The organism is Actinomadura sp. NTSP31 (assembly GCF_041951385.1).
GTDB lineage: Bacteria > Actinomycetota > Actinomycetes > Streptosporangiales > Streptosporangiaceae > Spirillospora > Spirillospora napierensis.
On the sequence record NZ_JBGNUT010000004.1, the window covers coordinates 234696 to 259818 of the forward strand.

Consider the following 25123-nt stretch of genomic DNA (forward strand, 5'->3'; position numbering starts at 1 on the left):
CAGTGTGCCCGCCGGCACCGACATTCCAAGCGGTCAGCCGCTGATCTCCTGCAGCGCCCAGCTGTTGCCGTCGGGGTCCTGGAAGTACGCGTAGGAGACGGTGGGCTTCCCGGGCGCGGACATCTCGTCGACTTCGCTGATCTCCAGTCCGCGCTTGACGAGCTCCTCCCGGACGGAGTGGATGTCGGAGACCACCAGATGCAGGTTCTGGATCGAGCCGGGTGCGGTGCCGACCCACCCCTCACCGAAGCCGATCGAGCAGGCGGAACCGGGCGGCGTCACCTGCACGATCCGGAGGCCGTCGGCGGGGCTGATGTCGTGGTCCAGCTCGAAGCCCAGCTTTTCGGTGTAGAAGGCGATCGAACCGTCCGTGTCTGACACGGGGATCGGTACCAGCTCGAGCTTGAACTCCACGGCAGGGCGTCCTTTCGCTTATGCGGTCTCTCGGGCTTCTGTATGCGCGATCCGCGCACCCGAAATGGCGCCATTCCAGCAAATCACGGCATCTCGGGGCTGTCATGCGAACGCCCATTCCGCCCCATTCCGGGCAGTCGGGTGACGTGTCTGGGGACGGTGAACATGCCCGAGCGGTCGTAGGCAACGGTCGTGCGGCCGTCCGGCGGCTGCCGGACCCGTCGGTGCGCGCGAGGAATTTTGTTAACGAAACTAATGAGTTATCCTCGCCGACGGCGAGCCGCCGGTCGCCGCCCGAGGCGGCAGTGAACCTGCGAAAGACCGATGAGACGTGGGAGCGGGCGCGGGCCTGTCTCGTGACGCCTGCTGCGAGACAGGCCGAGGGCGTGAGCGAAGGGGACGTGGTGGCGGACACGCGGAAGGCGATGGCCGACGTGAGGCGGGAACGCATCTTCACATTCCCGTTCGTCCTCCTCATGGCGGCCAACGGACTGCTGCGAACCGGTACCCAGATGCTCATCGCGCTGGTGCCGCTGTACACGCTCGACCAGGGGGCGTCGCCTGCGGTGGCGGGGCTGACCACCACCTTCTACATGATGGCCGCGGTGATGTTGCGGCCGCTGTCGGGGAGCCTGGTCGACGACCGCGGGCGGTACGCGGTCATGGTGGTGGGCTCCGTGCTGTACTGCGCCGCGTCCGGCCTGTACGTACTGGCGCTGCCGGTCTGGGCGCTGCTGGCCGCACGGGCGTTGCAGGGCGTCGGGTTCTCCCTCAACGGCACCGCCGTGATGACCCTGGCCACCGACCTCATTCCGGAACGACGGATGTCGGAAGGCATCGGCTACCTCGGCGTGGAGCAGACCGTGGCCCAGCTGCTCGGGCCGTGGCTGGCCCTGGAGTTGCGCAGTGCCTGCGGGTACCGGTGGGCGTTCGCCGTGGCGTTCGGCTGCGGCCTGGTCAACGTGCTGCTCCGCATCCCGCTCCGCTCCGCCGCCGCCCGGGTGGACGCGCGGCGGGTGGCGGCCGCTCCGCGGCGCGATGCCGAGGACGCCGGCCCGGCGAAGCGAGGCGCCCAGCCGTCCCGGCCGCTGTGGACCCGCATTGTCGACCGGGACGCCTGGCGGCCCGCGTCGGTGATGTTCCTGCTGATGTTCGGCACCGCCGGCATCAACACCTTCATGGCCGCCTACGCCCTCGGACGCGGCATCGGCAACTCCGGCCTGTTCTTCGTGGCCAGCGGCCTGATGCTCGCGGTGTCCAGGCTGACGGCCGGACGCATCGAGCGGCGGTGGGGGACGGTGTGGGTCCTCGCTCCCGGTATCGCGCTGCTCGTCCTCGGCCAGGTCGGCGTCTGGTGGTGCCCGAACCTGCTCGTGCTGATGCTCGCGGGCGCGTCGTACGGGCTGGGGATGGGGGCCGCCCAGCCGACGTTGAACGCCCTGGCCGTCCTGGTGGCCGGCAGGGAGCGGCGCGGGCGGGCCAACTCGACGTTCTTCATGGCGATGTACCTGTCCCAGGCGGTCGGTGCCGTGGGCCTGGGCGCCGTCGCGGGTGTGGTCGGGACCGGTCGGGTCTTCCTGGTCGCCGCCGCCCTGACGGCCACGTCGCTCGCGCTGTACCTCACGTTCAGGGCGCGAAGCCGCCTGGCGTAGCGCCGGCGGCCCCTGCGGGCAGGCGGCCCCGTGCGGGGCGACCGCCCGTGGGCTCGGCCCCATTGTCTAACAATCCCCGATGAACCCTTGGCTGGCTTGTTGGACAATCCTCTGTCTTCCTGCTGAATCCTTGCTGGGAGGTGTCCGGCATGTTACGTTCCTCGCATCGCTTGTCGGACAATCCGGCTGGGGTCAGGGAGGGGAACGATGTCGACCAACCCACATGCGGAGGCCCTCCGCTTCGATAACGTCACGCTGCGGTTCCCCGGCGCGCGCCGGCCGGCGATCGAGGACGTCTCGCTCCAGGTCGGCCGCGGCAAGTTCGTCGCGGTGATCGGGCCGTCCGGCTGCGGCAAGAGCACGATCCTCAACCTGGCCGCCGGACTGCTCGCCCCCACCAAGGGCGAGGTCCACTTCGCCGGCGAGCGCGTCAACGCCGTGAACTCCGCGGCCGCGTACGTCACCCAGCAGGCCAACCTGCTCCCGTGGCTGAGCGTGCGGGCCAACATCGGGCTCGCCCTGAAGTTCCGCAAGGTGCCGAAGGCGGAGCGCGACGAGCGCATCGACCACTGGGTGAAGCTCGTCGGGCTCACCGGCTTCGAGGACCACTACCCCCGCGAGCTGTCCGGCGGCATGCAGAAGCGCGTCTCCATCGCCCGGGCGCTCATCTACGACCCGTCCATCGTGCTGATGGACGAACCGTTCGGCCCGCTGGACGCCATCACCCGGCTGAAGCTCCAGCAGGACCTGCTCAACCTCTGGGAGGAGCAGAACGGGACGCTCGTCTTCGTCACCCACGACCTCAACGAGGCGATCTACCTCGCCGACGAGGTCGTCGTCATGTCCAGCGGCCCCGGCACGGTCCGGCGGGTCCTGGAGGTGCCGTTCGAGCGGCCCCGCAGCATCGGCTCCCTCGTGGAGTCGCCCGAGTTCGCGGAGCTCTACAACGACCTGTGGAGCCTCTTCAAGTCCGAGCTGCACATGTCCGACGCCACCGCGTAGAGACCGAGGTTCAACGTTGATAACGATCACCGAGACGATCCCCGTCCCGAGCCCGCGCGAACGGGTGTGGGAGGTGATCTCCAGCCCCGCGGACGTCGTGTCCTGCATCGCCGGGGCCGAGCTCGGCGAGGAGCACGAGGACGGCTCCTTCGACGGGACGCTCGTCGTCAAGTTCGGTGCGGTCCGGGTCCGGTTCGGCGCCCGCGTGCACCTGGAGCTGGACGAGGCGGAGTTCGCGGGACGGCTCACCGCCCGCGGCAAGGACGGCCAGGCGGCGACCCGCTTCACCGCCGAGGCGGGCTTCCGCGTCGTCGAGGACGGGACCGGCTCGAAGGTCGCCATGGACGGCGAGGTCCGGCTGACCGGAAAGCTCACCTCGCTGATCGAGGCGGGCGCGGGAGTCGTGGTCTCCCGCATGACCAAGGACTTCTCGGCGCGGCTGGTCGGGCTGTGCGCCGGGCCCGCCGAGCCGGAGACCCCGGCCGCGGCGGCGGCCTCGGCGGCGGTGGCGCCGGAGAGGCCGGCCACCTTGGCCGCCCGCATTCGCGCCTGGTGGGCGGCGCTGTGGAACAGGCGTTCGGAACGGACCAGTGAAGGAGGTACGGCGTGACCAGGCTCAACGGGGTCATCCGGGCACTGGAGGCGGGGGAGCACGCGTTCGCGTCCTTCGCGCCGCCGGACCCGGCGGCCGCCCTGGAGTTCAGCACCGCGAGGTACGACGGGCTGATCTTCGAGATGGAGCACAAGCCCTGGGACGTCGTCGGCCTCAAGGACAGCCTCCAGTACCTGCTCAACCGCAGGCAGATCGCGGCGGCGGGCGACGTCGCCCCGGCGGTGACCCCGCTGGTGCGGATCCCCACCAACGGTGCCGAGAAGGGGCAGTGGCATGCCAAGCAGGCCCTTGACCTGGGCGCCTACGGCATCGTCTGGCCGCACATCTCCACGGTGGAGGAGGCCTACAACGCCGTCGCCGCCTGCCGCTACCCGCGGCTGCCGGACGCGGACCGCTACGAGCCGGCGGGCGTGCGCGGCGACAGCCCCGCGGCGGCCGCCCGCTACTGGGGCCTGACGAACGACGAGTACTACGCGAGAAGCGGGGTCTGGCCGCTGGACCCGGACGGGGAGATCCTCGTCGCCCTCATGATCGAGGACCAGCTCGGCATCCGGAACCTGCCGGACATCCTCGACCGGGTCCCCGGTATCGGGCTGGTGATCGTCGGCGAGGGCGACATGAGCCAGGAGCTCGGCATCCCCCGCCAGTACGAGCACCCGAAGCTCCTCGAATGCAAGCGCCGCGTCCTCGACGTCTGCGGCGAGCGCGGCGTCGCCGTCGGCCACCCGCACGTGACGGCGGGGAACGTCGAGCAGGTCGTCAAGGACGGCTACCGCTTCCTGATGACCCTTCCCGTGCGCTCGTACCCGGGGCTCGACCGGGGCCGCGAGCTGACCGGCCGCGCCTGAGGAGGACTTTGATGATCATCGACTGCCACGGCCATTTCACCACCGCTCCGAAGGCCCTCGGCGCGTGGCGGGAGCGGCAGATCAAGGCGTTCGGCGAGGGCGTCCGGGTGAGCCCGGACGAGCTGGAGATCAGCGACGACGAGATCCGCGCGGCCATCGAGGACGGCCAGCTCAAGCTGCAGACCGAGCGCGGAACCGATCTGACGGTCTTCTCGCCGGGCGCGGGCAAGATGGCCCACCACTACGGCGACGAGCGCACCAGCCTCGACTGGTCCCGCGTCGCCAACGACCTGGTCGCCCGCGTCTGCGGCCTGTTCCCCGACCGGTTCGTGGGCGCCTGCCAGCTCCCGCAGTCTCCCGGAGACGGCCTCGAGACCTCGATCCGCAACTCGGCCGCGGAGCTGGAGCGCTGCGTCGAGGAACTCGGCTTCGTCGGCTGCCTGCTCAACCCCGACCCGTCGGACGGCTTCTACCAGGCGCCGCCGCTGACCGACAAGGTCTACTACCCGCTCTACGAGAAGATGGTCGAGCTCGACGTCCCGGCGATGATCCACGTGGCGATGTCGCGCAACGACGCCCTGCAAGGGACCTGCGCGCACTACCTCGCCGGCGACACCGCCGCCTTCATGCAGCTGTGCACGTCCGACCTGTTCAAGGACTTCCCCGAGCTGCGCCTCGTGATCCCGCACGGCGGCGGCGCGGTGCCCTACCACTGGGGGCGCTACCGGGGGTTCATGCAGGACAAGGGCCTGCCGCCGCTGGAGGAGGCGGTGCTCGGCAACGTCTTCTTCGACACCTGCGTCTACCACCGCCGCGGCCTGGAACTGCTCCTCGACGTGATTCCGGCGAAGAACGTGCTGTTCGCCTCGGAGATGATCGGCGCCGTGCGCGGCGTGGACCCCGAGACCGGCCGCAACTTCGACGACGTCAAGTTCCTGCTCGACGGCATCGACCTGACCGATGAGGACCGCGACGCGGTGTACGGCGGCAACGCGCTGCGCGTCTTCAGCCGGCTGAACACCAGGGGGGTCACCAAGTGAAGGCCTACGAGGCCATGGCCGAGGCGTTCGTCCAGGAAGGCACGACCGACGTCTTCGGCATGATGGGCGACGCCAACATGCACTGGATGGACGCGCTGGCCAAGCGGAACGTGCGCCTGTACGAGGTGCGGCACGAGGGCTCCGGCCTCGGCATGGCCGACGGCTGGGCGCGCGCGGCGGGACGGCCGGGCGTCGTCACCACCACCAGCGGCCCGGGTGTCTCGCAGCTCGCCACGTCCATGCTGTGCGCGAGCCGCGCCGGCACGCCGCTGGTCGCGTTCTGCGGCGAGACGCCGTGGGGCGACGAGGGCGCCGTGCAGTACCTCGACCAGCGCCGGTTCGCCGCCGCGATCGAGTGCGGCTTCGTCCACCTGTCGAAGGCCGACCAGGCCGAGGAGGCCGTGCAGCGCGCCTTCTACCTCGCCCGCACCGAGAACCGGCCGATCATGCTGAGCGCCCCGTTCGACGTGCAGACCCAGGACTACGAGCCCGGCGACTACGTCCCGTCGCACGAGCTGCTCGTGCCGTCCCGGACGCTGCCCGACCCGGCCCGCATCGAAGCGGCCCGCGAGCTGATCGAGGGCAGCAAGCGCGTCGTCGTCATCGCCGGACGGGGCGCCCGCCGCGCCGGAGCCGGCGAGGAGATCCTCGAGCTCCAGGCCAAGACCGGAGCGCTGCTGGCGACCACGCTCCAGGCCAAGAACTGGCTGTGCGACCGCACCGAGTTCCACGTCGGCCTGTCCGGGCTGTTCGGCAGCAAGCCCGCGCAGGAGCTGCTCCAGGAGGCCGACTGCGTCATCGCGGTCGGCGCGAGCCTGAACCACTACACGACCGAGCACGGCTACCTCTACCCCGAGGCCCGCTACGTGCAGATCGACTCGGCGCCGAACATCGTCATGGGCAACGGCCGGGTCGCCGACTGCTACATCCAGGCCGACGCCGTCACCGCCGTCACCGAGCTCAACCGGGCCCTCGGCGCGACCCGGCTGGAGGGCTTCCACACCGCCGAGACCCGCGGCCGGCTGACCGGCTGGCTCGAAGCCCCGATCGACTACGTCGACGAGCCCGGGCGGATCGACCCCCGCGAGGCCGTCAAGGTGCTCGACGCGGCGATGCCCCGCGAGTTCGACCTGGTACTCGGCAGCGGCCACCAGACCGACTTCGGCACGATGCTGTTCCAGCGGTCCCGCCAGGTGACGTCCAACTACGGCATGTTCGGCGCGATCGGCCAGGCCCCGCTGCTCACCATCGGCCAGATCGTGGCGACCGGACGGCCCGCCTTCGTGGTCGAGGGCGACGCGAGCTTCCTGATGCACCTGCCGGAGTTCGAGACGGCCTGCCGCTACGGCCTGCCGATGCTGGTCGTCGTCATGAACGACGAGGGCCTCGGCGCCGAGTACCACAAGCTGGGCGCCAAGGGCCTCGCCCAGGACCTGGCGGTCATCCCGAACCCCGAGCTGGGCGGGGTCGCGCAGGCACTCGGCGGCGGCGGCGCCACCGTCCGGAGCGCGGCCGAGCTGGAGGCCGCCGTCGCCGAGTACGTCGCGGACCCGCGCCCGTTCGTGATCGACGTCCGCATCTCGCGCGAGGTGCTGAGCGTCCCCTACCGGCGCCTCTGGTACGGCGAGGACGTCTGATGAGGATCGTTCTGGGCGACCACCCGCACACTCGCGCCGTCAAAGAGCTTCCCGGCCATGAGTTCATCGAGTTCAAGCCGCTGCCGCCGGCGTTCGCCAGGATGGTGCGCGCCCTGGAGTTCGACGTCTGCGAGATGGCGCTCGCGACCTACCTCCAGGCCAGGGACTACGGCGTGCCGGTCACGCTGCTCCCGGTCGTGATGATCGGCGGCACCCACCACCGCTCCCTGACCCGCCTCCCGGACGCTCCGCCGCTCTCCCCGGGCGACCTGCCGGGCCGCCGCGTCGGCGTCCGCTCCTACAGCCAGACCACCGGCCTGTGGGTGCGCGGCCTCCTGCGCGAGGAGTACGGGGTGGAGGCCGCCGACGTCACCTGGGTCACCACCGAGGAACCGCACGTCGCGCAGTACACCGAACCGCCGTACGTCGAGCGGTCGGCCGCGGAGAAGGTCGGCGACCTGCTGAAGGCGGGCGACGTGGCGGCGGCCGTGCTCGGCCCGCGCGCCGCCGGCGGCCAGGGGGCGGGCCTCGTCCCGCTGATCGAGGACGCCGAGGCGGCCGGCCGCGCCTGGGTGGAGCGTCACGGCACGATCCCGGTCAACCACGTCGTCGTCGTGCGGAACGCCGTGCTGGACGAGGACCCCGAGGCGGTCGACGCGCTCTACGCGGCACTGAAGGAGGCGACCGCCGGCGCGGAGCCGCCGGTGGCGGCCGGCTGGAGCGAGCCGCTCGCGAAGGCCCTGGAGATCGGCGGCCGGTACGCCGCCGAACAGGAACTCGTCCGCACACCGGTCGACATCGCCGAGATCGAGAGAGGAGCAGCCCGATGGTCGGACTGAGGCACCGCACCGGCGCGTACACGCGCAAGCCCGACGAGTGGACGCCGGCGCTGCTGGAGAAGGTGGCGTGGCGCCGCGAGGCCGCGGCCGAGCCGTTCCGCGGCGTGGCGACCTCGGACGGGATCCAGCGCGGCCTGTTCCCGCTGCGCGCCACCGGCCTCGACGTGAAGCCCCAGCGGCAGGCCGCCGAGGACTACCTCGCCCTGCTCGCGCCCAAGGAGCTGGCCGAGGGCCGGTTCCCGATGGACGACGTGACGTGGCGGCACTGGGCGAACGGCGCCCGCTACTTCCTGCGCCACGGGCTGTGCATGGAGGACCTGGGCGAGGCCGAGCGCCGCGCGATCATGACGATCCTGCGCCGCAGCCTCAGCCCGTACGGCTACCGGCAGGTCGTCGACCTCATGCACCTCAACCTGACGATCGGCGAGCTGCGCGGCGAGGAGCACCTGCTCAACGAGTGGATGTACTGGTTCAGCGTCTACGGCGAGCCGGAGAGCGGCGGTCCGTGGGGCTGGCAGCTGGACGGGCACCACGTGAACGTCAACTGCGTCTTCGTCGGCGACCAGATGGTGCTGACCCCGACCTTCCTCGGCGCCGAGCCGGTGATCGCCAGGTCCGGGAAGTACGCGGGGACGGCCGCGTTCCGCCGCGAGGAGGCCATCGGCCGGGCGCTGTTCACCGGGCTCACCGACGCCCAGCAGAACCGCGCGGTCCTCGCCGACGAGCTGCCGCCCGACCTGTACGCCGGGGCCTTCCGCGACAACTGGGAGCTGGACTACGCGGGCCTGCCGCTCAGTGAGCTGACCGTCGAGCAGCGGGAGACCGCCGTCGACCTCCTGGGCCTCTACGTCGGCCGGGCGGGCGAAGGCCACGCCGAGCTGCGCATGGCCGAGGTCCTCGGACAGGAGACCTTCTTCGGGTGGGCCGGAGACCCCGGCGACGTCTTCTATTACCGCCTGCACAGCCCCGTGCTCCTCGTCGAGTTCGAGCACCAGTGGGGCGTGATGTTCGACAACGACGAGCCGATGCGGCACCACATCCACACCATCGTGCGCACCCCGAACGGCAACGACTACGGCGTCGACCTGCTGCGGCAGCACCACGAACGCTTCCACAGGCACTGAAGGGCATCGAATGAAACTGGTCATCGGACGGGACGACCTGGCGCGGGCCGCGGTCGAGGCCACGGGCGCCGAGCGGCTCGCGGTGAAGCCGGTGCACAGGGCGTCCAAGAGCTTCGTGAACGACCAGGCGGTGGACCTGGCCGAGCTGGCGATCGTGACGCTGCTCCAGGCCGTCGCGCACGGCCGGCCGGTCGTGCTGCTGCCGGTCACCGCGCTCGGCCGCTACCAGCACCAGACGCTGGTGACGATGGGGGAGCTGACGGTCGGCGACATCGAGGGCCGCAGCGCGGGCGTCCGGTCGTGGAGCCAGACGACCGGCGTGTGGATGCGCGGTTTCCTGACCGAGCAGTACGGCGTGGACCTGCGCAAGGTCGCTTGGACGACCTACGAGGGCGCCCACGTCGACGGCGCGCGGGACCCCGGCTTCGTGACGCGGGCCCCCGAGGGCGCGAAGCTCCAGGCCGACTTCCTGGAAGGACGCCTCGACTTCGGGATCATGGGCAACGAGCTCCCCGACGACGACCGGATCCGCACCGCGGTCCCCGACGCGCGCGAGGCCGCGGCCGAGTGGTCGCGGGCCAACGGCTTCGCCCCGGTCAACCACGTGCTCGCCGTGACCGAGCAGGCGGCGCGGGAGCACTCCGGCGCCGTCTGCGCGGCGTACGACGCGATGCGCAAGGCCGTCGAGTCCCTCCCGCGCGGCACCGAGCCCGTCGACATGAATCCCGTCGGCTTCGCGGCGATGCGCGGCGTGGTCGCGCGGGCGGCGGCGTACGCGCTGGAGCAGGGCGTGCTGCCGCGGCCGGTGGAGTTCGACGAGCTGGTGGACGCGTCCTGCGCCGCCCTCGGCGTCCCCCCGGCCCGGCTCGGCGGCTGACCTCCCCGTTGACTTCCTAGGAGTACCGCAATGGACAAGCTGACGGTCGCCTTCGGCGACTACCCCCACGCGACGGGCCTCGACGTGCCGGGCTACGACGTCGAGCCGGTCGAGGTACGCCCGATCATCGGCGCCTACCGGCGGATGATCCGCGACCTGGAGTTCGACGTGTGCGAACTGGCGCCCGTCTCGTACCTCATGGCGGTGCAGGCCGGCGTGCCGCTCACCGCCGTCCCGGTCTTCCTCAACCGGCGGTTCCACCACGGCGACGTGCAGTGCGCCGCGAACAGCGGGATCCGCGTGCCGCGCGACCTGGAGGGCCGCCGCGTCGGCGTCCGGGCGTACACGGTGAGCACCGGCGTGTGGGTGCGCGGCATCCTCGCCGAGGAGTACGGAGTGAACGTCGGCGCGATCACCTGGGTGGTCGACGACGAGGACCACATCGAGGGCCGCGCTCCCGCCAACGTGGAGCGGGTCACCGACGGCCGCTCGCTCGGCGAGCTGCTGCGGGCCGGCGAGATCGACGCCGCGTTCTCCGGCAACGCCGGCACCGGTCGCGCCGGCGCCCCCCGCGCGGGCTGGACCGCCGCCGCAGAGCCCGAGAGCAGCAGCTCACGAAACGGCGGGGACGGCCCGTACCCGCTGTTCGCCGACGCCGAGGTCCTGGGCGTGGACCACTACGTCCGCACCGGGATCTACCCGCTGCATTCGGTCGTGGCGCTGCGCACCGAACTCGTCGAGCGCGACCCCGAGCTGCCCACCAGGCTCTACGCCGCGCTGGCCGACGCGAAGCGGCGCCAGGTCGCCGCCGACCCCGGCTGGACCGCGCAGAAGCGCTTCGCCAAGCAGGCGGCCCAGATCGACGGCGACCCGGCCCCCTACGGCATCGACCGCAACGAGCCGACCCTCGCCGCGCTCGTCCGCTACTCCCGTGAGCAGGGCCTGCTCGACGCCGACTTCCCCGCCGACCCGAAGGCGCTGTTCGCCGCCGGCGACTACCCGGACGCCTGACCCGAAAGGAGACACCACCGTGGACGTCGTCGACGCGCACTGCCACATCATCTCCGCCGACCCGGCCGCCTACCCCAGGGCGCCGCTCGGCGGGAAGCAGTCCGACTGGGCCGCGACCCGGCCGGTGACGGCCGAGGGCATGGTGGCCCGCATGGACGAGACCGGCATCGCCCAGTCCGTCCTCGTGCAGGCCACCACGAACTACGGTTACGACAACTCGTACGTGCTGGACAGCGCGCGCAAGGAGCCGGGGCGGTTCGTCGCGGTCGGCACCTTCGACCCGCTGCGGCCCGACGCCCCGGCGGCGCTGGCGGAGGCCGTCGGCGAGGGCGGGCTCTCCGGCGTGCGGCTGTTCACGACCGGCAGCACGATGCAGACCCAGGGCGAGTGGTTCGCCGCGCCCGAGTCGTACGCGTTCTGGAAGCAGGCCGAGGCGCTGGACGTGCCCGTCTGCCTCCAGATGCGGCTCGGCCCCGCGACCGCGCAGGCGGAGGAGGTCCTCGACCGGTTCCCCGGCGTCCGGGTGCTGCTCGACCACATCGGCTACCCCGACATCGCCGCGTCCCCGGCCAAGGCGGGGGAGGAGGTCGCCGCGCTGGCCAGGCACGAGCGCCTCCACCTGAAGCTGACGCACCGGAACCTGGAGCGGCTGCGGGACGTGGGGGAGCGGGCCGTCGAGTTCCTCGAACCGGTCGTCGCCGCGTTCGGCGCGGGCCGGATCGCGTGGGGGTCGAACTGCCCGGCCGCCGAGCAGCCGCTGCCGGAGCTGCTGGCGCTCGCCGAGGACGTCCTCGCGCCCCTGCCCGAGCACGATCGGGCAGAGATCTTCGCCGGCACGGCGCGCCGCCTGTACCCCGCGCTCGGGAAGGCCGCTCACTGATCCGGACGCGGGCTCCGAGTATGGGAGCGTCCCCTACTCGGGGCGGTATCGGACCGGCGGCGGCCGGCAGGCGGAAATGAACGGATGATCACGATGGACTCCAGCGAATACGACGACGTGGCCGAGCCGGGCCGCACCTCGCAGACCCGGCAGGACCAGGCGTACGAGGGGCTGCGCTCGCTGCTGCTGTCCGGCAGCATGGCGCCGGGCACGCGGCTCACCGAGGCCGACCTGACCAGGATGTTCAACGTCTCGCGCAGCACGATGCGGGCGGTGCTGGTCAGGCTGGTGCAGGAGGGCTTCGTCACCAGCGAGGTCAACCGCGGCGTGCGCACGCGCAGCTTCACCGTCGAGGAGGCCCTCGACATCCTGGAGGCGCGCGAGACGCTGGAGTCCGCGCTCGCCGGCAAGGCCGCCGAGCGGGCCACCGACGAGGAGATCGACGCGCTGCGCCGCATCCTCGACGAGATGGCGGACTGCAAGGCCCGCGGCGACCAGGCCGCCTACTCGCAGTGCAACCGCCGGTTCCACCAGCAGGTGAAGGAGGCGGCCCACCAGCAGACGCTGGCCCGGGCGTACGACACCCTGCTGTACCCGCTCGTCATGCGGCAGTACCGCAACCTGTCCGCGCGGCATCCGCGCGGCGGGTCGCTGGAGGAGCACCAGGCCATCCTCCTGGCGATCGTGACGCGCAACCCGGACGCGGCCGTCGCCGCGATGCGCCACCACGTGGCCTCCGCCCGCCGTGCCCTGCTGCTCCAGGCCCGGGAATCGGCCATTGAAACCACCACTGATCGGGAAACGACGTGATGCGACATCCGGTGGCGACCGAGTCGGGGCCGGTGGAGGGGATCCAGAGCCGGGACCGGTCGGTGACCGTCTTCCGCGGCGTCCCCTACGCCGCCCCACCGGTCGGGGACCTGCGCTGGCGGCCGCCGCGGCCGGCCGAGCCGTGGGAGGGCGTCCGCAGGGCGCACGCCTTCGGCCCGGTCTGCCCGCAGCCGCCGAGCGGCGAGCTGGCCGGCCTCGACCTGCCGATGAGCGAGGACTGCCTCACCCTCAACGTGTGGACCGGCGCGGAGTCCCCCGACGAGAGGCGCCCGGTGCTCGTGTGGGTGCACGGCGGCGGCTTCCGACTCGGCACCGGCGCCGATCCCCGCCACGACGGCGTGAACCTCGCGCGCAAGGGCCTGGTCGTCGTCACCTTCAACTACCGGCTCGGCGCGTTCGGCTTCCTCGCCACCGCCGAGCTGAGCGAGGAGTCCGGGCACGGCGCGTCCGGCAACTACGGGCTGCTCGACTGCATCGCGGCCCTGAAGTGGGTGCGGAGCAACATCGCCGCGTTCGGCGGCGACCCGGACCGGGTGACGATCGCCGGGCAGTCGGCCGGCGCCGGGACGGTCAACTTCCTGGCGATGTCGCCGCCGGCCCGGGGCCTGTTCCAGCGGGCGATCGCGCAGAGCCACGCCCGCTACTCCCGCGACCCGGAGCTGCGCTACCTCTCGACGTCCTACCGGCTGCTGCACGACGCCGAGCAGGCGGGCGCCGACTTCGCCAAGGAGCGCGGCGCCGGGACGCTCGCCAAGCTGCGCGAGCTGCCGTGGCAGAAGCTGATGGGCGGCGGGGCCGTCGACACGGCCGTGCACACCGGCAGTTCCGGCAAGCCGCCGCTGTTCCGCCCGGTGGTGGACGGCTGGGTGCTCCCCGCCGGCTACGACGAGACCTACGGCAGGGGACTGCAGAACGACGTCCACTACCTCGCCGGCAACAACCTCGACGAGAGCGGCGCCGTGCCCGACGACATGTTCGCGGCGTACCGCTCGGAGAGCAAGCGGAGCCGCCGCCCGGGGATGCCGGCGGTGCACGTGACCCTCGAAGCCTTCGTCGCGGCGGCGCACGAGAAGTTCGGCCCGCTCGCGGCGGAGTTCCTCGCGCTCTACCCCGCCGCGACCGACCAGGAGGCCGCGCGGGCCAGCAGCGCGGCGATCCGCGACAACGCCCGCATCTCGACCTGGCTGTGGGCGGCGGACTGGTCGCGGCACGCGACCCGGCCCGTCCGCACCTACTTCTGGACGCACCGGTCCGCCGCCCCCGGCCGCGACTACCGGCGCGCCTCCCACGGCTCCGAGATCGACTTCGTCTTCGGCAACCTCGCCCCCGAGGACGCCGGATGGACCGCCGAGGACCGGGAGATCGCGGACACGATGTCCACCTACTGGGCCAACTTCGTCGCCTCGGGCGACCCGAACGGCCCCGGAGTCCCGCACTGGCCGGCCTGCACGCCGGACTCGGAGGCGGTGATGGAGGTCGGCGGCGGGTTCGGGCCGATCCCGCTCGCCGAACCGCCCCGGCTCGCGTTCTGGAAGCGCTTCTTCCAGACCCGGGACGCCTGGTGAGACGCCCGGTGACCGGACCCGACCGGACCGATCGGAACGACCGGACCAACGAGTACCTGCAGTCACGCTGCCGGACATGGTAGAGGAGGAGCGGACCATGGTAACCGCGACCAGAAGTGCGGAACGCGCGACCGAGGCGGAGACGGAGCCCGGGGGGCAGGGCGAACGGTGGCGGGGCACGGCCACCGTGGTGCTGCTGCGGGTCGCCGTGATCGCCGTCGCCGGCGTCCTCTGGCAGGTGCTGAGCGGGCCCGTCCTGCCCGAGTACGCCGTCAGCAAGCCGACGGACGTCGTCGACGCCCTGTGGACGTTCCTGCAGTCCGCGCAGGGCTGGACCGACATCAGGACGACGTCGATCGAGATCCTCGCCGGCTTCGGCATCGGGGTGGCGCTCGGAACGGTGGCGGGCCTGGTGCTCGGCTCCTTCCGCCTCGCCGGTCAGGTCCTGGAGCCGCTGATCGCCGCGGTCAACGGCATTCCCAAGATCGCGCTGGCCCCGCTGTTCCTGCTGTTCTTCGGCATCGGCATCTGGTCCAAGATCGCCATCGCGGTCACCGGCGTGGCGTTCGTCGTCTTCTACAACATCTATCTCGGCCTGCGGCTGCGGGAGCGAGAGCTCGTCGAGGTCGTCCAGGTGATGGGCGGCCGCAGGCACCACGTGCTCAGCTACGTCACCGTCCCCACGCTGGCGGCGCCGTTCTTCGCGGCGCTGAAGACCAGCGGGCCGCTCGCCATCCTCGGCGTCATCGGCGCCGAGTTCATCGCGTCCGCGGAAGGGGTCGGCCACGAGCTGTTCGTGGCCGCCAGCAACCTGGACGCGCCGAACGAGTTCGCCGGCCTCATCGTCCTCGTGGTCATGACGCTCATCCTCAACGGGATCCTGAGCTCGCTGGACGCGTACGCCCTGAGGAGGCTCGGCCTCGCCGGCCGCCGTCGCGGACGCAAGGGCTGAGGCCCGACCCCCCCGTGGACGGGCCGACCCCGACCGGCCCGCTCGCACCCACCCCACCATCACCTTGCGCGGCCCGCGGGCCGCGGCTGGGAGTCCCGTCATGCCCGAATCACACCCGACCCGCCGGACCGTCCTGGGCGCGGTGGCGGCGACCGCCGCTGCGCCCCTGCTGGCCGGCGCCCCGGCCGCCCGGGCCGCCGCCCGCCGCGGCGACCTGCTGTTCGTCAGCCCATGGAAGGGCACCCAGATCTACGGCGCCCGCTTCGACGCGGACGGCGGCACCCTGACCTCGCTCGGCCCGGTCGGCGACGCCCCGTCCAACTGGACCGCGCCGCACCCGGCCAGGCCCCTGCTGTACGTCGGCAGCAGCGAGGACGGCGGCATCGTCCACACCTACGCGATCGACCGGACGACCGGCGCCCTGACCCGGACCGGCACCGCCGTCCGCACCGACGAGGGCGGCACGGCCGGCGGCGGCATCTCCCACCTCGGCGTGGACCGGCCGTCGCGGGCGCTGCTCGTCGCCAACTTCGAGGCCGGCCTGGCCGCCTCGCTGCCGCTTCCGAAGGGCGTGCCGGGACCGCCGGTCTCGGTGGTCAGGGACACCGGCAGCGGACCGAACCCCCGCCAGAACGGCCCCCACGTCCACCACGTGACGATCGACCCGAGCGGACGCCACGCCCTGGTGGCCGACTTCGGCGCCGACCGGGTCTTCGTCCACGGCTTCGACCGCTCGACGGGCGCGATCACCCCGGGCACCGGGTCGTACGCGTCCGCCCCGGGTTCCGGGCCGCGCCGCGTCCTGTTCCACCCTCGCGGCCGGACGGCGTACGTGCTGAACGAGCTGTCGGGCGACCTGGAGACCCTCGACTGGCGCGACGGCATCCTGACGCCTCGGCAGCGCCTGGCGCTCGACTCCGACGCCTTCACCGGCACCAAGAGCGGCGCCGAGCTCGCCCTGAGCGGAGACGGCCGCTTCGTCTACGCCTCCAGCCGGGGCGAGAACGTCCTGGTGGTGTTCGCCGCCGACGAGCGGACCGGCCGGCTGAGGCTCGTCCAGCGCGTTCCCAGCGGGGGACTGAAACCGTGGAGCCTCACCCTCCACCGCGGCGGCCGGTGGCTCCTCGCCGCCAACCAGGCGAGCGGCACCGTCACGGTCTTCGCCGTGGACCGCCGGACGGGCGCCCTCACCGCCGCCGGCGACCCGGTCGCCTTCCCCGCGCCCGCATGCCTCACCTTCCTTGACGGATGACCGTACGGACCGGCCGCGGCCGCCCGGGCCTCCCCCGAGCCGCGCGACCCACCACCTGAAGAACGCCGCTTCCCACCCCCGACCCTGGTGACAGGAGATCCTCATGGCACACCGCAACACACTTCCCGGCCCCGCCGGCGGCACGTCCCCCACCCGCCGGCCCGTGCGCGTCCTCGCGCCGGCGGCCGCTCTGCTCCTCGGCTCGGCGCTGCTGAGCGCGTGCGGCGGCTCCTCGGACTCGGACGGGCTGACGTCGGTCACGGTCGGCAGCAACGGCAACATCTTCGACATGCCGCTGAAGCTGGCGGACTCCGCCGGCTACTTCAAGAAGCAGGGCCTGAAGGTCAAGTTCGTCACGACGACCGCGTCCACCGGGACCTCGGCGCTCCAGTCGGGTTCCGTCCAGTTCCTCAACAACAGCCCCACCGGCTTCACCTCCGCGCTCGCCAAGAAGGTCCCGGAGGTCGCGATCGCGGTGTCCGGCCTCGGCAACCCGCTCGGCCTCGTCGTCAGCAAGAAGTTCGCGGCGGCGCACAAGCTGACCGCGGAGACCCCGGCCGCGCAGGTGGCCCAGGCCCTGTCCGACTCGAAGGGCGGTGTCAGCTCCGCCAACACCAAGGCCGAGGCCGGCCTGTTCCTCAAGGCGAACGGCGTCGACCCCGGCAAGGTGAAGTGGGTGACGCTGCCGAGCGCGTCCGCGGACAAGGCGGCGCTCAGCAGCGGCCAGATCGACTGGTTCATCACCTCCGAGCCGATCCCGCTCCAGGTCCAGAACGAGGGCGACGGCATCGTGGTGGCCGACCCGAAGAAGGCGCCCATGTGGGCCGCCGCGCAGGCCGGCTACGGAGAGGTCGTCGTGGCGACCAAGAGCTACCTGTCGGGGCACGCCGGTGCCGCCAAGAAGTTCGTCGCGGCCGTCCAGGAGGCGAACAACTACCTGGCCACGCACCAGAGCGACCCCACCGTGATGGACGTGGCGAGGAAGGTGCAGCAAGGCGTCCCGGACGAGGTGCTGAGGAGCAGCGTCGCGCTGGTCGAGTGGCCGAAGAGCGGCTCGATGGACGCCGCCGGATGGAACAAGACGCTCGCCTTCGTCAACTCGCTGGGGGCGCTGCCCAAGGGGGCGGAGGTCTCCTCGGAGAACTGGACCAACAAGTACCTGCCGGCCGGCGGCCAATCGTGAGATGAGCGGCGGCGGGAACGGCCCGTCCGCCATTCCGAAGAAAGCTCGGGGGGCGAGCGAAAGGAAGCGTAGAGCGATGGACACCAGCATGAGGCGCAGGACGTTCCTGGCGGCCGGTGCGGCGACGGTCGGCGCCACTCTGCTGCCCAAGCCCTTCTCCGTGGCGGCGGCCGCGGCCGGCAGGAAGGGCGTGATGCTGATGAACCGGATCGGACCGTCGACGTCGGACCTCTACATCGCCGACAGCGACGGCGCGAACGAGCGCAAACTGCTGGCGACCGCGGGATACGACTACAACGCCGGCGTCTCCGCCGACGGCCGGTCGGTCGTCTTCACCTCGGAACGGACCGGTGACGGCAATTCCTGCCTTTACCGGGCCCGTATCGACGGCACGCGGATCGAGCCCCTGGTGGTCGACGCGGCCATGAACGACTCCGGCGTCCTGTCACCCGACGGGACCAAACTGGCGTTCGTGTCCACTCGCGGCGACCACAAGGCGCACATCTGGGTGATGGATCTGCGCACCGGCGCGCTGCGCTGCCTGACCAACGGCTCCGCGGTCGCCGGCGACCCCGCCCTCCCCGACGGCCACTTCCGCCCGTCCTGGTCGCCCGACGGCCGGTGGATCGCCTTCTCCAGCGACCGCGGCACGGCGTGGCGAGGGCATGACGACGGCCGCGGCTGGGAGCACACGCAGGAGCTCGGCGTCTACGTCATCCGGCCCGACGGCAGCGGCTTCCGGCAGGTCGCGGCCAAGGCGGGGTACTGCCTCGGCTCGCCGAAGTGGTCGCCGGACGGCGGCCGGATCGTCTTCTACGAGATCACGACCGAGGGCACCTGGCTCGCGCACCGCCCGGAGGGCATCGGGAAGGTCGAGTCGCAGATCGTCTCGGTCGACGTCGCGACCGGCGCGCGCGTCGAGCACACCTCCGGGCCCAACCTGAAGGTCTCGCCCCAGTACGTGAGCGCCACCGAGATCGGCTACCTCGTCAAGGGCGGGGCCGACGAGGGCCTGGCCTACACCGGCGGGTCCCGGCCGGCCGTCAAGCGGGCACTGCGCTCGCCCGTCTGGACGCCGGACGGGAAGTCGGTCATCTACCAGAAGGTCGGCTTCACCCCGCGTCCGATCGACACGCCGCTCTACAGCTGGGACTCCAACTGGGAGTACCGGCACTGCGACGTGTTCCCCGTCCTGTCGAGGCAGGGCCGCCTCGCGATCACCGAGAAGCAGCTCGGCAACTCCTCGATCGTCACCCTGCGCCCCGACGGCACGGACCGGCGGGTCGTCTTCGACAACGCGACCAGCGGCCTCGACCCGGTCCTGATCGCCAAGGGGCTGGCCGGCGCGTTCCGGCCCGCGTGGTCGCCGGACGGCGAGTGGATCGCCTTCGGCCTGGGCGGCTGGTTCCAGGAACGCGCGGAGATGACGGCCGTGGTCGCGCGGGTGCGCAGCGACGGATCGACCTGGGAGAAGCTCACCGACGGCACGGCCAACGCCGGCTTCCCGAGCTACTCGGCCGACGGCAACGAGATCGTCTACCGCGTGTGGGGCGCGGAGAACAAGGGCCTCCGCATCCTGAACCTGACGACGGGAGCGACGCGCGTCCTGACGAACGAGTTCGACAACCTGCCCGACTGGTCTGCGGACGGCAAGCTCATCCTCTTCACCCGCAAGACGAGCGCGACCAATTTCGACGTGTGCACCATCCGCCCCGACGGAACCGGCCTTCGCGTCCTCACCAGCAGCGGTGCCAACGACGGCCACGCCGTCTGGAACTACGACGGCCGCATCCTCTACAACAGCGGCATGTACGGCTTCCGGCAGGAAGCGGCGCTGTACGACAACACCTTCCAGCCCTACGGCCAGATCTTCAGCATGAAGGCGGACGGCTCCGACAAGAAACTGCTGACCGACAGCCAGTGGGAGGACTCGATGCCGCTCTACCTCACGCAGGACGTCCTTTCCCAATGATCTGAGAAGGGGCCCTGCGGTGTTCAGCGGGTGCGGGCGGCGGGGACGACCTCGCCGACCGCGCCCGAGGGGTCCAGCCGGATGACGGTGGGGCCGCGTTCGCACTCCCAGGTGGTGACGTTCGCGAAGGCCGTCCCGCCGTGGTGCCAGAGGCCGCCGTCCTGGTGGACGTGGCCGAACACATGGAGCTTGGGGCGCACCTGCCGCACCCGTGCCAGGAGGTCCGCGCAGCCGTGGCGGCCCGGCAGGGCACCGGCGTCACCGATGCCCAGCGGGGGGCCGTGCGTGACCAGGACGTCGACCCGGTCGGGGATCATGGACCATTTCTCGGCCAGGGAGCGGCCGCGGGGAAGGTTGAAGGCCCAGTCGTTGAACTCCGGCTGCCAGGGGCTGCCCCAGAACGTGACGCCGTCGATCGCGGTTCCGCTGTCCTGCAGGTAGTGGACGCCGCGCTCGGCCAGGACGGCGCGGGCCTGGCCGGGCCGGTTCTCGAGCATCCGGTCGTGATTGCCCGCGACGACGACTTTCGCCCGGTGGGGGAGGGCGTGCAGCCAGTCGGCGGCGTCCTCGAGTTCCCTGAGGTCATCGCCGCGCCGGCATAGGTCGCCCGCATGGACGAAGACGTCCCCGTCGGGGACGGCCAGTTCGCGATGGAAGGTGTGCGTGTCGGCGACCGCGACGATGCGCATCCGAAAAGCGTACTGGGTCAGGTGATGCCGGCTTCGGCCGTCGCCGCAGGCGGTGATGTCAGAAGCCCCGGTGGGTGCCGTCGGCGTCGACCGATCCGGCGAATTCATCGAAGTCCATGTTGTAGAGCGAGAGGTTGTTCTCGATCGACCAGAACTCGGCGGTGACGACCCGGATCAGCCCCGGGGGCTCGCCTTCGAGGTCGATGACGAGCAGGGGCATCTCCGGAGAGGCCAGCGTGATCCCGTCCGCCAACGCCAGAAGACGGTGACCTCTGTTCTCCGGAACGAGCGGCAGAATCTCCTGCGCTTCCAGGCCCTGGTAGGCGCGGTCGTCGATGAAGGCCGCCTCGGCGGTGAAACCGTCCTCGTTCGGCGTTCGGACGGCCGTGCGCAGAGCCTCCCAAGCGTCCTGGTCGGAGAAGTCGGTACGGATCAGCAGCGTGCTCTGGGAAGAGGGCAGCATCGGTGGACGGAGTGGTCCTCACCTCGGCCAAGAGCGTGTCGGAGCCGTTAGTGGACCTGCTCGGCCGGGGTATTGGGTGGGCATGGGGGATGCGGCAGACGGAGAGGCCAGGCTCGGAACGGACGCGGTGGCGCGCCGGTTGGGCGTGGCGGTCTCCACTCTGGACACCTGGGACCGCCGGTACGGTGTCGGGCCGACGGGCGGCGGTCCCGCCGGGGACCGGCGCTACACCTCCGCCGACGTCGCCCGGCTGGAGACGATGCGGCGGCTCGTCCGCGCCGGGACGGGACCGGCCGAAGCGGCGGTGGCCGCCCTGGACACGCCGTCCGACGAACCCGCGGCGCCGCACGCCCACGATGCCGACGGCGACCGCATCCCGTTCGACGCCCCGGCCGCCGAGCATGACGCCTCGCGGGCAGAGCAGGTCAGGGAGTTGGCGCGCGCGGCGATGGCGCTGGACGAACTCGCGATGACCGACGCGGTGCGCTCCGCCCTGCGGCCCGGGGGCGTCGCGGCGGCGTGGGACCAGGTGCTGGTGCCCGTGCTCGTCGGAATCGGGCGCAAGCACGCGGCCACCGGCAGATATGTCGAGGTCGAGCACCTGCTGTCGGCGGTGGTGTCGCGCTGCCTGGTGGCGGTGGCGCCGCCCGAGGCTGGGTTCCCGGGCCGGCAGGGCCGCAGGCCGGTGCTCCTGGCGTGCGCTCCGGAGGAGCAGCACAGCCTGCCGCTCCTCGCGCTGGCCGCCGCGCTGGCGGAGGCCGGCGCGGCGAGGCTCATGCTGGGCGCGCGGGTGCCGGCGCCGGCCCTGGCGGCCGCGATCGAGCGGGCCGCGGCGCACTCGGTGTTCGTCTGGTCGCAGACCGCCGAGACCGGCGACCCGTCCTGGCTCGCCGGCCTGCCCGTCACGCGTCCCGCGCTGCGGATCGTGGTCGGCGGGCCCGGCTGGGACGGCGAACGCCTCCCGCCCGGGGTGGTCGTCGCGACGTCCGTGTCCGCGGCGCTGGACGCGCTCGGCGTGGTCTCCGGCACTGACGAGCGCCCATGAAGCCGCGCGGGCGGACCGGGCCCGCGGGCCTGCCACGCCCGCGGCCTGGCATTTCCGTCATGTGGTGAAGAAGCGGTCGGCGAAGAGTTCCCATTGGGCGAGGAAGTCGATGCGGTCGTCACCGAGCCAGTGGAGTTGCAGGCCGTCGAGGAAGGAGATCAGTTCGACTGCGGCCAGGTCGGGGCGGGGGTGCCACGCCAGGAGGTAATGCTGGAGCATGGCGCGGCCGTCGTTCAGGCGCTGCTGGAAGTAGCCGTGGGCGGGGTGGTCGCGGTTGAGGGCTTCGGCGGCCAGCACGGCGTACAGCCGCAGGATCGAGCGCTGGGTGAGGTTGCGCTGGACGAAGGCGGTCATGAGGGCGCGGGCGGAGGCCGGGTCCGGTGCGGGTTCCAGCGTGCCGGCGACGGTCGTGAGATCGAGTTCGTCGCGGCGTTCGAGGACCGCGATGAGCAGGGCGTCCTTGGAGGGGAAGTGGTGGAGCATGCCGGCCTTGGTCATGCCGCAGGCGGCCGCGAACGCCTCCAGCGGGACGCCGTTGAAGCCGGCGGAGGCGATGAGCTCGGTGGCCGCCTTCAGGATCTCCTCGCGACGTTCGCTGAGCGGTAGCCGGCGGCGGCCTGAGGCGGGGGGCATGCGTGCGCGGCTCCTGTGGGACGGGGATTGACGCCGGTCATGCTACCGGCCTAGCTTATCTACGGTTTGGTAGATAAGGGTCGGCCGCCGCCCCGCGGACGGTCTCCGCGGCGATGCCGGACGAGAGGGAAGTCCCATGATCCGTACGACCTTCAATGACGGTTGGCAGGTCCGGGCCGGGGTCAACCCGTTCGCCGAGCTGATGGGTCCCGCCGTCCCGTTCCGGCCGGTCACGGTGCCGCACGACGCGATGATCGAGCAGGACCGGACGGCCCCGGACGGTGCACAGGCGATGGAGGCCGGGGCCCGCGCCTACTTCCCCGGCGGCGTCTTCGAATACCGCAAGATCTTCTTCGTTCCGCCGGAGCACCGGGGCAAGCGGATCCTCCTGGAGTTCGAGGGCGTCTACCGGGACGCGACTGTGCACGTCAACGGGAACTACGCCGGCCAGCGCCCCTACGGCTACTCCCGGTTCCGCATCGACACCGACCGCTTCCTGCGCTTCGGGCAGGACAACGAGGTGCGCGTCGAGGCCCGCGTCCACCAGGACTCCCGCTGGTACACCGGCGCGGGCATCTACCGGGACACCTGGATGCTCGTCGGCGAAGTGGTGCGGATCGCCCCCGACGGCCTGCGCGTGACCACCCCCGACATCGATGAGGACCGGGCGGTGGTGGAGGTGGCGGCCACGATCGACAACGATTCGATCGAGATCCGTACCCTCGACCTGGCGGCCGAGATCCGCGACGCCGCCGGGGACGTCGTCGCCACCGACACCGCGAAGGTCACGGTGCTGCCCGGCGAGCCCGCGACCGGCCGGCGGCGTCTCTACGTCCTCGGCCCCTCACTGTGGAGTCCCGAGTCGCCCTCCCTGTATTCGTGTCACGTCACGCTCACCGAGCAGGGCACCGTGGTGGACGCCGAGACCGTCGTCTTCGGCATCCGCTCGCTCCAGCTCGACCCCCGGTCCGGGCTGCGCGTCAACGGCGAGACCGTCAAGCTGCGCGGCGCGTGCGTCCACCACGACAACGGGCCGCTGGGCGCGGCCACCCACGCCCGCGCCGAGCAGCGGCGGGTGGAGATCCTCAAGGACGCCGGATTCAACGCCCTGCGCATGGCCCACCATCCGATGAGCCGGGCGATGCTGGAGGCCTGCGACCGCTCGGGCATGCTGGTGATGGACGAGGCCTTCGATGTGTGGACCTCGGCCAAGAGCGGCTTCGACTACAGCCTCGCCTTCCCCGAATGGTGGGAACGCGACCTGGAGGCGATGGTCGCCAAGGACGTCAACCACCCCAGCGTCATCTGCTACTCCATCGGCAACGAGATCCCCGAGACGGGCTCACCGTCAGGAGCCGCCCTGGGACGCAGGCTCGCCGAGAAGGTCCGTCGCCTGGACGGCACCCGCTACGTCACCAACGGGATCAACAACCTGCTCGCCGTGCTGCCGGACCTGGCACAGACCGGCCCGCAGGACCAGGAGGAGCCGGGCATCAACGCCCTCATGGCCGACGCCGGGGACATGATGAACCTCATCGGCGCCTCGGAACTGGTGACCGAGCGGACCGCCGAGTCCTACGGCGTGCTGGACGTCGCGGGGATGAACTACTCGGACGGCCGCTACGCCCTGGACCGCGACCTGTTCCCGAACCGGATCATCGTGGGCACCGAGACCTTTCCCACCCGCATCGATGCCAACTGGGAACTGGTGAAGCGGTACGGCCACGTCATCGGCGACTTCACCTGGACGGGCTGGGACTACCTGGGCGAGGTCGGCATCGGCCGCCCCCAGTACCGGACGGCCGACGCGCCCCCTGGTTTCCTCGCGCCGTACCCCCATCTGCTGGCCGGGTGCGGCGACATCGACATCACCGGCCACCGCCGCCCCGCCTCCTACTACCGGCAGATCGTCTTCGGCTTGCGCACCGCGCCCTACATCGCCGTCCAGAACCCCGAACACCACGGCGAGACCTGGGCCGCGACCCCGTGGACCTGGAGCGACACGCTCTCCAGTTGGACCTGGCCGGGGTTCGAGGACAAGCCGATCAAAGTCGAGGTCTACAGCGCCGCCGACGAGGTCGAACTGCTGCTGAACGGCCGGTCCCTCGGCCGCGAACCGGCCGGTGGACAACACCGGTTCCGCGCCGAGTTCGACACTGTCTACGAGCCTGGCGAACTGCTCGCCATCGCCTACCAGAACGGCAGTGAGACCGGCCGGCACCTTCTGCGCTCGGCCAGCGGCCCCCTCCAGGTGTGCGCCGAAGTCGACCGCCTCGCCATCACCACCGCCCATGGCGACCTCGCCTACGTCACCCTCACCCTGGCCGACCTCGACGGCATTCCCCACACCGCGGCCGACCGGCCGGTGACCCTGGAGGTCTCCGGAGACGGTGTCCTGTTGGGCTTCGGCAGCGCCCGCCCCGCCTCCGAAGAGCGGTTCGACGCCAACGAACACCACACCTACCAAGGCCGTGCCCTGGCCATCCTCCGCCCCACCGGAACGGGACAGATCCACCTCCGCGCCTCCGCCCCCGACTGTGGACCTGCCGAAGCCTCCGTCACCGTTACATGAAGCGAAGCATCCGGCAGGGCCCGCCGTTT

At 71.6% G+C, this 25123-nt stretch carries 23 protein-coding genes; 19 read left to right on the forward strand and 4 right to left on the reverse strand.

The window, feature by feature from the left end; genetic code table 11:
- Positions 1–33 precede the first annotated feature (33 nt).
- Positions 34–414: a VOC family protein gene (locus ACA514_RS08560; protein WP_375040476.1), complete on the reverse strand. Its 381-nt coding sequence runs from the start codon at positions 412–414 to the stop codon at positions 34–36.
- Positions 415–818: 404 nt separating this feature from the next.
- Between ACA514_RS08560 and ACA514_RS08565 the strand changes: the two genes are divergently transcribed.
- From ACA514_RS08565 to ACA514_RS08645, 17 genes are all read left to right on the forward strand, one after another.
- On the forward strand, positions 819–2066 hold the full coding sequence (locus ACA514_RS08565) for an MFS transporter (protein WP_375040477.1): 1248 nt from the start codon (positions 819–821) through the stop codon (positions 2064–2066).
- A gap of 207 nt (positions 2067–2273) precedes the next feature.
- Positions 2274–3068 carry an ABC transporter ATP-binding protein gene (locus ACA514_RS08570; RefSeq protein WP_375040478.1) on the forward strand — a complete coding sequence of 265 codons (795 nt, stop codon included), beginning with the start codon at positions 2274–2276 and terminating at the stop codon, positions 3066–3068.
- A gap of 16 nt (positions 3069–3084) precedes the next feature.
- Complete coding sequence (locus ACA514_RS08575; protein WP_375040479.1) at positions 3085–3678, forward strand: SRPBCC domain-containing protein; 594 nt, start codon at positions 3085–3087, stop codon at positions 3676–3678.
- A complete protein-coding gene (locus ACA514_RS08580; RefSeq protein ID WP_375040480.1) occupies positions 3675–4529 on the forward strand; it encodes an HpcH/HpaI aldolase/citrate lyase family protein in 855 nt (284 codons plus the stop codon). The genes ACA514_RS08575 and ACA514_RS08580 overlap by 4 nt, the downstream gene beginning before the upstream one ends.
- 11 nt (positions 4530–4540) lie before the next feature.
- On the forward strand, positions 4541–5569 hold the full coding sequence (locus ACA514_RS08585; RefSeq protein ID WP_375040481.1) for an amidohydrolase family protein: 1029 nt from the start codon (positions 4541–4543) through the stop codon (positions 5567–5569).
- On the forward strand, positions 5566–7206 hold the full coding sequence (locus ACA514_RS08590) for a thiamine pyrophosphate-binding protein (protein WP_375040482.1): 1641 nt from the start codon (positions 5566–5568) through the stop codon (positions 7204–7206). The genes ACA514_RS08585 and ACA514_RS08590 overlap by 4 nt, the downstream gene beginning before the upstream one ends.
- A complete protein-coding gene (locus ACA514_RS08595; RefSeq protein ID WP_375040483.1) occupies positions 7206–8045 on the forward strand; it encodes a hypothetical protein in 840 nt (279 codons plus the stop codon). The genes ACA514_RS08590 and ACA514_RS08595 overlap by 1 nt, the downstream gene beginning before the upstream one ends.
- A complete protein-coding gene (locus ACA514_RS08600) occupies positions 8033–9169 on the forward strand; it encodes a DUF3500 domain-containing protein (protein WP_375040484.1) in 1137 nt (378 codons plus the stop codon). The genes ACA514_RS08595 and ACA514_RS08600 overlap by 13 nt, the downstream gene beginning before the upstream one ends.
- A 10-nt stretch (positions 9170–9179) precedes the next feature.
- Complete coding sequence (locus ACA514_RS08605) at positions 9180–10046, forward strand: hypothetical protein (RefSeq protein WP_375040485.1); 867 nt, start codon at positions 9180–9182, stop codon at positions 10044–10046.
- A 30-nt stretch (positions 10047–10076) separates the two neighbouring features.
- Complete coding sequence (locus tag ACA514_RS08610) at positions 10077–11057, forward strand: hypothetical protein (protein ID WP_375040486.1); 981 nt, start codon at positions 10077–10079, stop codon at positions 11055–11057.
- A gap of 19 nt (positions 11058–11076) precedes the next feature.
- The gene (locus tag ACA514_RS08615) at positions 11077–11937 is read left to right on the forward strand and encodes an amidohydrolase family protein (protein WP_375040487.1); all 861 of its coding nucleotides are present in this window, start codon (positions 11077–11079) and stop codon (positions 11935–11937) included.
- 93 nt (positions 11938–12030) lie between these two features.
- Complete coding sequence (locus ACA514_RS08620) at positions 12031–12747, forward strand: GntR family transcriptional regulator (RefSeq protein ID WP_375040488.1); 717 nt, start codon at positions 12031–12033, stop codon at positions 12745–12747.
- Complete coding sequence (locus ACA514_RS08625; protein ID WP_375040698.1) at positions 12747–14333, forward strand: carboxylesterase/lipase family protein; 1587 nt, start codon at positions 12747–12749, stop codon at positions 14331–14333. The genes ACA514_RS08620 and ACA514_RS08625 overlap by 1 nt, the downstream gene beginning before the upstream one ends.
- A 97-nt stretch (positions 14334–14430) precedes the next feature.
- On the forward strand, positions 14431–15285 hold the full coding sequence (locus ACA514_RS08630; RefSeq protein ID WP_375040489.1) for an ABC transporter permease: 855 nt from the start codon (positions 14431–14433) through the stop codon (positions 15283–15285).
- A 100-nt stretch (positions 15286–15385) separates the two neighbouring features.
- Positions 15386–16537, forward strand: coding sequence for a lactonase family protein (locus ACA514_RS08635; protein ID WP_375040490.1), 1152 nt, complete (start codon positions 15386–15388; stop codon positions 16535–16537).
- A 103-nt stretch (positions 16538–16640) separates the two neighbouring features.
- Positions 16641–17720, forward strand: a complete 1080-nt coding sequence (locus tag ACA514_RS08640) for an ABC transporter substrate-binding protein (protein WP_375040491.1) — start codon at positions 16641–16643, stop codon at positions 17718–17720.
- Between the two features lie 76 nt (positions 17721–17796).
- Positions 17797–19692, forward strand: a complete 1896-nt coding sequence (locus ACA514_RS08645; RefSeq protein ID WP_375040492.1) for a hypothetical protein — start codon at positions 17797–17799, stop codon at positions 19690–19692.
- A gap of 23 nt (positions 19693–19715) precedes the next feature.
- On the opposite strand, the gene ACA514_RS08650 is transcribed toward ACA514_RS08645, so the two are convergent.
- Together ACA514_RS08650 and ACA514_RS08655 are read right to left on the reverse strand one after the other, a co-directional pair.
- The gene (locus ACA514_RS08650) at positions 19716–20381 is read right to left on the reverse strand and encodes a metallophosphatase domain-containing protein (protein ID WP_375040493.1); all 666 of its coding nucleotides are present in this window, start codon (positions 20379–20381) and stop codon (positions 19716–19718) included.
- Positions 20382–20439: 58 nt separating this feature from the next.
- A complete protein-coding gene (locus ACA514_RS08655) occupies positions 20440–20844 on the reverse strand; it encodes a hypothetical protein (protein ID WP_375040494.1) in 405 nt (134 codons plus the stop codon).
- Positions 20845–20926: 82 nt separating this feature from the next.
- Between ACA514_RS08655 and ACA514_RS08660 the strand changes: the two genes are divergently transcribed.
- Positions 20927–21889 (forward strand): MerR family transcriptional regulator, encoded by a 963-nt coding sequence (locus tag ACA514_RS08660; protein WP_375040495.1) that lies wholly within the window; start codon positions 20927–20929, stop codon positions 21887–21889.
- Positions 21890–21946: 57 nt separating this feature from the next.
- On the opposite strand, the gene ACA514_RS08665 is transcribed toward ACA514_RS08660, so the two are convergent.
- Positions 21947–22522, reverse strand: coding sequence for a TetR/AcrR family transcriptional regulator (locus tag ACA514_RS08665; protein WP_375040496.1), 576 nt, complete (start codon positions 22520–22522; stop codon positions 21947–21949).
- A gap of 136 nt (positions 22523–22658) precedes the next feature.
- Here ACA514_RS08665 and ACA514_RS08670 point away from each other — a divergent pair, with 136 nt between their 5' ends.
- On the forward strand, positions 22659–25094 hold the full coding sequence (locus ACA514_RS08670; RefSeq protein WP_375040497.1) for a glycoside hydrolase family 2 TIM barrel-domain containing protein: 2436 nt from the start codon (positions 22659–22661) through the stop codon (positions 25092–25094).
- Positions 25095–25123: the final 29 nt, after the last annotated feature.